At 38.0% G+C, this 9,869-nt stretch carries 11 protein-coding genes; 5 read left to right on the top strand and 6 right to left on the bottom strand.

Annotated features, from left to right (window positions below):
* Positions 1-23 precede the first annotated feature (23 nt).
* The 3 genes from gdhA to QU01_RS06015 all read right to left on the bottom strand — a co-directional run bounded on the left by gdhA (position 24) and on the right by QU01_RS06015 (position 3,487).
* A complete protein-coding gene (gene gdhA, locus QU01_RS06025; protein WP_033762814.1) occupies positions 24-1,370 on the bottom strand; it encodes an NADP-specific glutamate dehydrogenase in 1,347 nt (448 codons plus the stop codon).
* Positions 1,371-1,436: 66 nt separating this feature from the next.
* Positions 1,437-2,267, bottom strand: a complete 831-nt coding sequence (prmC, locus tag QU01_RS06020; RefSeq protein WP_033762816.1) for a peptide chain release factor N(5)-glutamine methyltransferase — start codon at positions 2,265-2,267, stop codon at positions 1,437-1,439.
* Entirely contained in the window at positions 2,264-3,487 is a 1,224-nt protein-coding gene (locus QU01_RS06015) for a M48 family metallopeptidase (RefSeq protein WP_033762818.1), read from the bottom strand. Before QU01_RS06015 ends, prmC begins: the two co-directional genes overlap by 4 nt.
* 180 nt (positions 3,488-3,667) lie before the next feature.
* Between QU01_RS06015 and QU01_RS06010 the strand changes: the two genes are divergently transcribed.
* A complete protein-coding gene (locus QU01_RS06010) occupies positions 3,668-4,198 on the top strand; it encodes a hypothetical protein (RefSeq protein WP_033762820.1) in 531 nt (176 codons plus the stop codon).
* 7 nt (positions 4,199-4,205) lie between these two features.
* On the opposite strand, the gene QU01_RS06005 is transcribed toward QU01_RS06010, so the two are convergent.
* Positions 4,206-4,952 (bottom strand): SPOR domain-containing protein, encoded by a 747-nt coding sequence (locus QU01_RS06005; protein ID WP_033762822.1) that lies wholly within the window; start codon positions 4,950-4,952, stop codon positions 4,206-4,208.
* 202 nt (positions 4,953-5,154) lie between these two features.
* Between QU01_RS06005 and zapB the strand changes: the two genes are divergently transcribed.
* Genes zapB through QU01_RS05990 form a run of 3 tightly spaced genes read left to right on the top strand, consistent with a single transcriptional unit; the run spans position 5,155 to position 7,475 of the window.
* Complete coding sequence (gene zapB, locus QU01_RS06000) at positions 5,155-5,382, top strand: cell division protein ZapB (RefSeq protein ID WP_001191199.1); 228 nt, start codon at positions 5,155-5,157, stop codon at positions 5,380-5,382.
* A gap of 12 nt (positions 5,383-5,394) precedes the next feature.
* Positions 5,395-5,631 (top strand): hypothetical protein, encoded by a 237-nt coding sequence (locus QU01_RS05995; protein WP_000051171.1) that lies wholly within the window; start codon positions 5,395-5,397, stop codon positions 5,629-5,631.
* Positions 5,616-7,475: a primosomal protein N' gene (locus QU01_RS05990; protein WP_033762825.1), complete on the top strand. Its 1,860-nt coding sequence runs from the start codon at positions 5,616-5,618 to the stop codon at positions 7,473-7,475. Before QU01_RS05995 ends, QU01_RS05990 begins: the two co-directional genes overlap by 16 nt.
* Before the next feature lie 59 nt (positions 7,476-7,534).
* Here QU01_RS05990 and cmoA read toward each other — a convergent pair whose 3' ends face one another.
* Together cmoA and sodB are read right to left on the bottom strand one after the other, a co-directional pair.
* Complete coding sequence (gene cmoA, locus QU01_RS05985) at positions 7,535-8,266, bottom strand: carboxy-S-adenosyl-L-methionine synthase CmoA (protein ID WP_033762827.1); 732 nt, start codon at positions 8,264-8,266, stop codon at positions 7,535-7,537.
* Between the two features lie 51 nt (positions 8,267-8,317).
* Positions 8,318-8,959, bottom strand: coding sequence for a superoxide dismutase [Fe] (gene sodB, locus QU01_RS05980; RefSeq protein WP_033762828.1), 642 nt, complete (start codon positions 8,957-8,959; stop codon positions 8,318-8,320).
* 224 nt (positions 8,960-9,183) lie between these two features.
* Between sodB and tpx the strand changes: the two genes are divergently transcribed.
* Entirely contained in the window at positions 9,184-9,684 is a 501-nt protein-coding gene (gene tpx, locus QU01_RS05975; protein ID WP_033762829.1) for a thiol peroxidase, read from the top strand.
* The last annotated feature ends 185 nt before the right edge of the window (positions 9,685-9,869 follow it).

Here is a 9,869-nt window from a genome sequence, read left to right as displayed (position 1 = left end):
GGGTTTGTAAAATTGGGGGTAAATCAAACCCCTTGCGCTATCATCGCAGACGCCACTTTTCTAAAACCAGCGATATTAGCCCCTAAAACAAAATTAGTAGGGTCTTTAAACTCTTTAGCGGTTTGAGAAACATTCTTATAAATCTCTTTCATAATATGGTGTAATTTCGCATCCACCACTTCAAAACCCCAAGGGTGCATGCTCGCATTTTGCGCCATTTCCAAGCCGCTCACGCTCACCCCCCCAGCATTAGCCGCCTTGCCTATACCATAAGAAATCTTAGCCTGCAAAAACAATTCAACCGCTTCATTGCTTGAGGGCATGTTCGCCCCTTCAGCCACGCATTTGCACCCGTTAGAAAGGAGGGTTTTAGCGTCTAAAACGCTCAATTCATTCTCAGTCGCACTAGGAAAAGCCGCAAAACAAGGCACATGCCATATGGCATTCCCTCCTTTGGGGTAATTTTCTGTTGGGGTGTATTTCGCACTCTTTTTTTCTAAAGCGTATTCTTTGATCCTCCCACGACGCGCTTCTTTAATTTCTTTTAAAAGCTCTAAATCAATGCCGTCTTTATCATAAATCATGCCATTAGAATCGCTCGCCGTTACCGGTTTGGCTCCTATTTGAAGCAATTTTTCAATGGTATAAATAGCGACATTCCCGCTCCCAGAAACGCTACAAACCTTACCCTCTAAAGAGCTGTTCCTTTCTTGCAACATTTCTTCAGCAAAATACACGCACCCATAGCCGGTAGCTTCTTTTCTGCACAAGCTCCCCCCATAAGTGAGTCCTTTACCGGTCAATACGCCCTCAAAACGATTGACTAATTTTTTGTATTGCCCAAACAGATAGCCAATCTCTCTTTCGCCCACTCCAATATCCCCAGCTGGCACATCAGTTGTGGCTCCAATATGGCGGTATAATTCATTCATGAACGCCTGGCAAAAACGCATGATCTCATGCTCGCTCTTCCCTTTAGGGTCAAAATCGCTCCCCCCCTTAGCGCCCCCCATAGCCAAAGTGGTGAGCGAATTTTTCAACACTTGCTCAAAGCCTAAAAACTTGATCACGCTTTCATTCACGCTAGGGTGGAATCTCAAGCCCCCCTTATAAGGACCAATAGCCGAATTGAATTCAACCCTACACCCCCGATTGACTTGGATTTGATGGTTATCATCTAGCCAACACACCCTAAAAAAAATCTCCCTTTCAGGCTCAATCAAACGCTCTAAAATCGCATGCTTTTCATAGCTTTTATCGCTGTCTAAAAGGGGTTTTAAAGAAGTGATAGCCTCATAGACAGCTTGATGGAACTCTTTTTGATAAGGGTATTTTTTCTGTAAAGATTGGAGAATTTTTTCAACATACATGGGCGACATCCTTTATTGTTTTAAGTGTTTTTATTGTAACACTAAAAGGGTAATTAAGTTTTAACCTTATTTTAAAAAACTTTTTAAAACGCCCACAAACCCTCTATCAAAGCCGCTCAAATCCTTGTAAAACTCTGCATCATAACCGCAAAATTCCAAGCATTCTTTCAAACTTTTTAACTGGTCATACCCCATTTCGCAAACCAAAAAAGGGATTTTTAATCCAGCGGCTAAAAAAATGATTTCTTTTAAGATTTCATCGCCTTTAACCCCCCCAAAAAGGGCTTCGTGCGGTTCTTTGAGGACGGATTTTTCCAAAGGATAACCTCTAGCGATATAGGGCGGGTTAGAGACAAGCATTTCTATCGTTGGCATATGATCCCAAAGACGCGTTTGTTTTAAAAAAACACGCTCTTTTAAATTAAAGCGTTCAATGTTTTTTAACGCCACTTCTAAAGCTTTGGGTGAAATATCGCTCGCATAAATAGAGAGATTAGGGTTTTCTAAAGCCAAACTAATGGACACGCATCCGCTCCCTATGCCGATTTCGCCTATTTCTTTTAAATGGTATTGAGAAATAATATCAAGGGCTTTTTGGACCAAAATCTCGGTTTCAGGCCGTGGGATTAAAACATGCTCATTCACGAAAAAAGAGCGTCCGTAAAAATCACAGCTTTCTAATAAATACTCTATGGGGCAGTCATTCAAGCGTTTTTCTATCAATTCAAAAAAACGTGCCTCTTCTTCGTGGTTTAACTCTAAATAAGCATGCGTGTGCAAAAAAACCCTTTCTTTTTGCAAGACAAAGCCTAATAAAATTTCAGACTCTAAGCCCCCCCTAAAACCTTTTTGCGATAATTCTTTTTTGGCTTTGTTTAGGGCTTGTGAAAGGGTCATTCAATTTCATAATCTAAAGCTTTCAAGCGCTCTAATAGGGGCGGGTGCGTGAAATGCAAGAAAACATAAAAAGGGTGCGAATAAGGGAACGCTTTATTTTCACTCACAATAGACACTAACGCTTTGGCTAAAACCTCTTTAGAGCTTAAACTCGCCCCAAACTTGTCCGCATTGTATTCGTTCTTTCGGCTAAAAAACCCGATCAAAGGCATAGCGTAAAAAGAAAACACCGGCAAAAACAAGAGTAAAATCGCAATCAAACTCGCTGGCGTTTGCGAGACATTAAAGCCTTCAAAAACGATCGGTGGCAAATGAGCGATCAAAGCAAAAACAAGAGCGAGCAAGCCTCCCATAATCCCTAAACTTTTCAACAAATCCTTATTTTTAAAATGCCCTAATTCATGCCCTAAAATGGCTAAAAGCCCTTCTGTCCCAACTTTAGAGATCAAAGTGTCAAACAACACCACCCGCTTGTTTTTGCCCAAGCCTCCAAAATACGCGTTCAAACGCCCATCCCTCTTGCTAGCGTCCATCACAAAAATGCCTTCAGATTTAAAACCCACCTTATCCATCATGCCCTCAATTTGACTCTCCAAATCCCTATTGTTCAAGGGGGTGAATTGGTTGAAAAGCTGAGCGATTTTAGGGTAAAAAAGATTAGCCAAGATCATAAAAACAAACACGACAAAAAACGAGCTAATCTCCCAATGTTCCACATGTTCAATGATCATAATAAGAGTGTAAATCAACAACAACCCCACGCTTAAAGTGAGCGATAACCCTTTGAAAAAATCCTTAAAAAACAACGACAAGCTCACCTTAGAAAAGCCAAACTCCTTATCCAAATGCATGGTGGTGTAGTAGCTAATGGGTAAGGATAAAACGCTTTGAATCGCTAAAAACAACAAGGCAAACACCAAGTAGCCTAGCGTTTCAGGAAGGTTTAAATAATGCGTGAGATCTTCTAAATGCGTCAAACCAAAAAAGACCCAACCAGCAAAGATGATCCCGTCTAAAATTTGAGAAATAATGGATAATTGCATTTTCCTAATGGCATAATTTCCCGCTTCTTCATAATCCTTTTGTGGGAGTAAAACGGGCTTCTCGCAGAGCTTTTGGCGGATAAATTTCAATTGCAAAATATCGCCTACAATGTAAGGAGTCGTAAAAAAGAGCAAATAAAAAATACAAATTATCATATCTATCCATATGTCAAGCATATTCCAAACTCCTTTCTCCATTAAATTTACCAATAAAAGTGTAGGAATTATAACAATTTTTCAAAAATTTACCATAAAATTAAATAAATATGGTAGAAAAAAGAGGCTGTTTTTGAGCGTTTTTAATCCAATCATAAAAAAGCCGTGTTATCCAACCCGCTATCAATAAAAAGGTCCGTCATGCCCTATTCTTTTAAAAAGCGTTTTTTAATCGTTTATACCCTTTCTACCTTGCTTTTAGTGGGGGTTTTGTTAGCGTTATTTTTCTTTTATGCGAAAAATAACCTCTTAGAAAACACCCAAATACGCATGCAATACACCGCTGATGCGATCGCTAAAAGCCTTTTAGAATTAAATAATGCCTCTTCTTTAGAGCCTTTAAAAATCTTAGAAGAACGATTCAAAAACACCCCCTTTGTCTTATTAGATGAAGACAACAAAGTCAAGTTTTCTAATATCGGGGCGTTTGTGGCCTCTTTTAAAAATGACGCCTTAATTAAAACCCCTTATTTTGCGCTTAAAAAACAGGGCTTTTACCTCACAGACAGCGCCCCAACTAACCGCTTAGGGGTTTCTAAAATCATTATCGCAGAAGAAGAAATTCAAAAAAATTTTATCCCCCTTTATAAAATGATAAGCTATGCGTTTTTGGGCGCGAGTTTGTTTGTTGCTCTAATAGCTGGGTGGCTTTATAAGATCCAATCAAACTAAGTAAAAATTACTTTTCCACCAACACAGGCTTATTTTTAAAGCTTTTAGTTGCATTTTCAAGCTGTTTTAGAGCCTCTTCTTTCGTTTTATAAGGGCCAATCAAATAATGCGTGAGGGAGTCTTTTTTCTTTATTTGGTAGGGGAAAGTTTTGAGCGTTTGCAAAAAATCCTTACTGGGCGCGTTCAAAAAAGCCCCAATTTGCAAATAATACCCTTTAGGGATACTCGCATCTTTTAAGCTGGGTTTTACTAAGCTTTTTTTATTTTCATTTTTAGATGGCTCTTTTGTTAAAGGTTGGGATTGCTTAGTGGCAACCTCTTGCTTATGGGCTTTTTTGATTTTTCTTTTCACCTTTTTGCCCTCTATATAAAAATCATATAAATCATGGATTCTTTGTTTCACATAAGCTTCATAGCAATTCCTATAAATCGGGCTATTTTCAATAGAAGCTTTGGGGCTTATTAGCATAACCAACGCCACGCATTCTTCATGGGCGACTTTGAGCCATTCTTCTTCGCTTTGCTCTAGGATTTCTTTGATTTTAGGGAACTCATACTGCGTGCCTTTCCCCATATTTTCTAACATTTCTATAAGTTCTTCATGGACTTGATTGAGCCTTAATTGGATAGGGGGTAAATTTTTGGGCGTATTTTGAACGCTTTTAGGATCGGCTTTTTTATCCTCTAAACCAACAGCGTTTCTTAAAAAGAGGAAAACCAACAACAGAGTCATTTTTAATATACTTTTTTGCATTTACCACTCCCATGTCAAGCTTTCTGTCTTGTTGCTTTATGGTAATCAAAAATACCAAATACCGCCATAAGAATGGTTTAAAACATGGGGTTTTAGTTACTTTATTTTATAGTAAAAGCCATTACCTTAAGGGGATAGGGGTATTTTGCGATAATTTAATAGCTTTGATATAATAACTTTTAAAAACCATGAAAGGCTTACTATGCAATCTTTAAGTTTGTTAAACCAATTGGGCACTAAAATTGATGAATTGATTGAAAAAATCCAAAAACAAGAAGAAGAGTTGAACGCTTTACGCCAAGCAAACACCACCCTGAATGCGCAAAATGAAGAAAAAGACATTCAAATCGCTATTTTATACGATGAATTGAGCGCTAAAGATAAGGGTATTCAAGGTCTTTATGACAAAATCTCTGATTTATTGTCATAAACCATTAAAAACATGTCTTTAGAAAACGATAGCTTAGAAATCACTTATTTAGGCAAACGCTATAAAATCTCTCTCAATAACACCTTTAGCGATGAGATGAAACGCACCCTAAAGGAGCGTTTCCATAACCAAGAATTAAACGCTTTAGAGCTTTTAAAGGACTATTTGCATGAAAGTTGCCAGAACGAGTATTTGCATAATGAACTCAAAAAGCTTTTAGAAAAAATCTCATCATGTTCTATCACTTAATCGCTCCTTTAAAAAATAAAACCCCCCCTTTAACTTACTTTTCTAAAGAGCAACACCTTAAAGGGGCGTTAGTCAATATCCCTTTAAGGAATAAAACGCTTTTGGGCGTCGTTCTTGAAGAAGTTTCAAAACCCTCTTTTGAATGCCTAGAATCAGAAAAAACCCCTTATTTTTTACTCCCCTTTCAAATAGAACTCGCTCTATTTATAGCTCAATATTACTCGGCCAATCTTTCTTCAGTCTTAAGCCTTTTTGCCCCTTTTAAAGAATGCGATTTAGTGGGGTTAGAAAAAATTGAGCCTACTCTTAATGCGTTGAGCCAAACGCAAACCAACGCTTTAGAAGAATTGCAAAAACATCCAGCAAGCTTGCTCTTTGGCGATACGGGTAGCGGGAAAACCGAGATTTATATGCATGCAATCGCTCAAATATTAGAGCAAAAAAAAAGCGCTTTATTGTTAGTGCCAGAAATCGCCCTCACCCCTCAAATGCAACAACGCCTTAAAAGGGTCTTTAAAGAAAATTTAGGCTTGTGGCATAGCAAACTCTCTCAAAATCAAAAAAAGCAATTTTTAGAAAAGCTTTATTCGCAAGAAATCAAATTAGTGGTAGGCACACGAAGCGCGTTGTTTTTACCCCTTAAGGAGTTGGGTTTGATCATTGTAGATGAAGAGCATGATTTTTCTTATAAATCCCATCAAAGCCCTATGTATAACGCTAGGGATTTATGCTTGTATTTATCCCATAAATTCCCTATTCAAGTGATCTTAGGCTCTGCTACGCCAAGTTTGAATAGTTACAAACGCTTTAAAGATAAGGCTTTAGTGCGCTTAAAGGGGCGCTACACCCCTACGCAAAAAAACATTATTTTTGAAAAAACGGAGCGTTTTATCACGCCCAAACTCCTAGAAGCGCTGCAACAAGTGATAGACAAAAACGAGCAAGCCATTATTTTTGTGCCTACAAGGGCTAATTTCAAAACTTTGCTGTGCCAAAATTGCTACAAAAGCGTTCAATGCCCTTTTTGCAGCGTGAATATGAGTTTGCATTTAAAGACCAACAAACTCATGTGCCATTATTGCCATTTTTCAAGCCCTATCCCTAAAATTTGCAACGCGTGTCAAAGCGAAGTTTTAGTGGGTAAAAGGATAGGCACCATGCAAGTGTTGAACGAGTTGGAAGGCCTTTTGAAAGGCGCTAAAATAGCGATTTTAGATAAAGATCACACCAGCACGCCAAAAAAACTCCACAATATTTTAAACGATTTCAACGCTCAAAAAACGAATATCCTAATTGGCACTCAAATGATAAGCAAAGGGCATGATTACGCTAAAGTGAGTTTGGCGGTTGTTTTAGGCATAGACAATATCATTAAATCTAATAGTTACAGGGCTTTAGAAGAGGGCGTGTCGTTGCTTTATCAAATCGCTGGGAGGAGCGCTAGGCAAATTTCTGGCCAAGTGTTCATTCAAAGCACCGAAACCGATCTATTAGAAAATTTTTTAGAAGATTATGAAGATTTTTTACAATACGAATTGCAAGAAAGGTGCGAACTCTACCCGCCTTTTTCAAGGCTGTGTTTGTTGGAGTTTAAGCATAAAAACGAAGAAAAAGCCCAACAATTGAGCCTAAAAGCCTCCCAAACCCTTTCTTTGTGTTTAGAAAAGGGCGTAACGCTCTCTAATTTCAAAGCCCCCATTGAAAAAATCGCCTCTTCTTACCGCTACCTGATTTTGTTGCGTTCCAAAAACCCTTTAAGCCTAATCAAAAGCGTGCATGCGTTTTTAAAAACCGCCCCTAGTATCCCTTGCAGCGTGAACATGGACCCTATAGATATTTTTTAAAAGCTTAAGTTTTCTATATTCTTTAAAAAACTTAAGGTTTATATATTATTTTAAAAAACTTAAGTTTTTCTGGCGGCTAACAGCGTGAAATTCACCCATTTAAACACCGCTTCCACATGCTTAAACCCCACACTTTCTAAAAGCGCGATATTTTCTTTTAAACTATAAGGCACAAGCACATTTTCTAACGCTTCCCTTTTGAAAGCGATTTCATTGTGGCTGTAGCCTTGATTTTGTTTATAAAGGTAGTATAGCTCTATCATTTGCTTGTCTAATATCCGATCCTCGCTCATGGTCTTTTCGCCCACCAATAAAACCCCATTCAACGCAAGGCTGTTATAAATCTTTTTAAGCAACACCTCTCTTTGCATGGGGCGGACAAATTGCAACACAAAAAGCAATGAAAACGCGCTCGCTTCTTTAAACTCAATCTCTAAAAAATCCATGCATTCAAAACGGACATTGTTAAAATCTTTTAATTTTTCTTGCGCTTTTTTGAGCATGGGCATGGAATTGTCAATCCCTACAAGCTCAATATCTTGTTGGATTTGCCGGTTAAGTGCGATAAAAAAGTTCCCGGTAGAACAGCCTAAATCATAAATCAAGGGCTTAGGCAAGGACTTAGGATAGATATTTTCTTTTAAATTTTGAGCGATAAAATACGCTCCCAAATCCAACATTTCATGGTAATAAGGGATGGAGCGCTCCAGCATGTCATCAAAAACATGGGCAACTTTCTCATCAAAACAAAAGCGTTTGTTTAGGGATTGACTAAACAGAGTGTCTTTCATTCAAAAAAGAAGCGTGGTTTAAAAACCTTTAAACCACAATAGCCGTAACGCTTAAGCTTTTTTATGCACCAACTCATTGATGTAGTAATCCACTGATCCTAAGCCTTCTTTTTTCGCCCATTCATAGCATTGAGAAACAAAATGCCAATTGATATGCCCATAGAATTTTTCCAAATACACAGGGCGCGCGTTTTTATGGTCAATGTAATAAGCATGCTCCCACACATCCACCACTAAAAGCGGCACTTTTTTATCCGTAACTGGGGTTTGAGCGTTGCTCGTTTGAATGATTTCAATTTTTTGAGTGTCTAAATTATACGCTGCCCAATTCCAACCAGAGCCAAACAAAGTGGTCGCACTCTTAATGAAGTCTTCTTTAAATTTTTCCAATGAGCCGAAATCTTTTTCTAAAGCCCCTTTTAACTCATCGCTTAGGGCAGTCGCTTTGGGGCTTAGGCAATCCCAATAAAAATCGTGGTTGTAAATTTGAGCGGCGTTATTAAACACGCCTCCGCTAGATTTTGTCAAAATAGCAAACAAAGAACTTTTCTCAAACTCCGTGCCTTTGATGAGATTGTTCAAATTATTCACATAAGCTTGATGGTGTTTTCCATGGTGGAAATCAAACGCTACAGGGCTTAAAAAATCTCCCATGCTGTCTTTAGCAAAAGGCAACTCTCGTAATGTAAACATGTTTTCTCCTTGTGATCAGATAGCCGTATTGTAATCATTTTTTAATACTTTTTGGTAAATCTTTTCTTAAAAATTAAATCGTTATGCAAATTTTGTAGATTTTAAGGGGTTTTTTAAAATGAAAACGACTTTTTAAACAAATTCTTTTTAAATTTGTTAAAAGTTAATCTTAATGGGCTACTATTCTAACGCAATATAGCAATTCAATTAGAAAGGATTTAACAATGCAAAAAGTTACTTTTAAAGAAGAAACATACCAATTAGAAGGGAAAACCTTAAAAGTGGGCGATAAAGCTCCTGATGTGAAATTGGTGAATGGCGATTTGCAAGAAGTCAGTTTATTGAAGTCAGGCGTGCGTTTTCAAGTCGTTAGCGCGCTTCCTAGTTTAACCGGATCGGTTTGTTTGCTCCAAGCCAAACACTTCAATGAGCAAGCCGGTAAACTGCCTTCTGTGAGTTTTAGCGTTATTTCTATGGACTTACCTTTTTCTCAAGGGCAAATTTGCGGCGCTGAAGGCATTAAGGACCTAAGAATCTTAAGCGATTTTAGGTATAAGGCTTTTGGGGAAAATTACGGCGTGCTGTTGGGCAAAGGCTCTTTTCAAGGCTTACTCGCTCGATCGGTGTTTGTTCTTGATGATAAGGGAGTGGTTATCTATAAAGAAATCGTTCAAAACATTTTAGAAGAGCCTAATTATGAAGCGCTTTTAAAAGTGTTGAAATAGGAAATCCTTAAAAGGAGGGGGCTACAATCTAGCAAGTCTCGATGCAAAAGTCTCACTTGTTAAAAAGTGTTGGCAACAAAGACTAAAAAATAAGAAGTTCTTTTTAATCCGTTTAAAAAAGTTTCACGCTGTTTTTAAGAGAAAAGATTAAAAAAGACTCTGTTTCCAATCAAACATTACCGCTT

This window comes from Helicobacter pylori SA221C (assembly GCF_000476855.1).
Taxonomy (GTDB): Bacteria; Campylobacterota; Campylobacteria; order Campylobacterales; family Helicobacteraceae; genus Helicobacter; species Helicobacter pylori_DK.
Note: the sequence above shows the minus strand (reverse complement) of the source record. Positions and strands in the feature narration are given on the sequence as shown.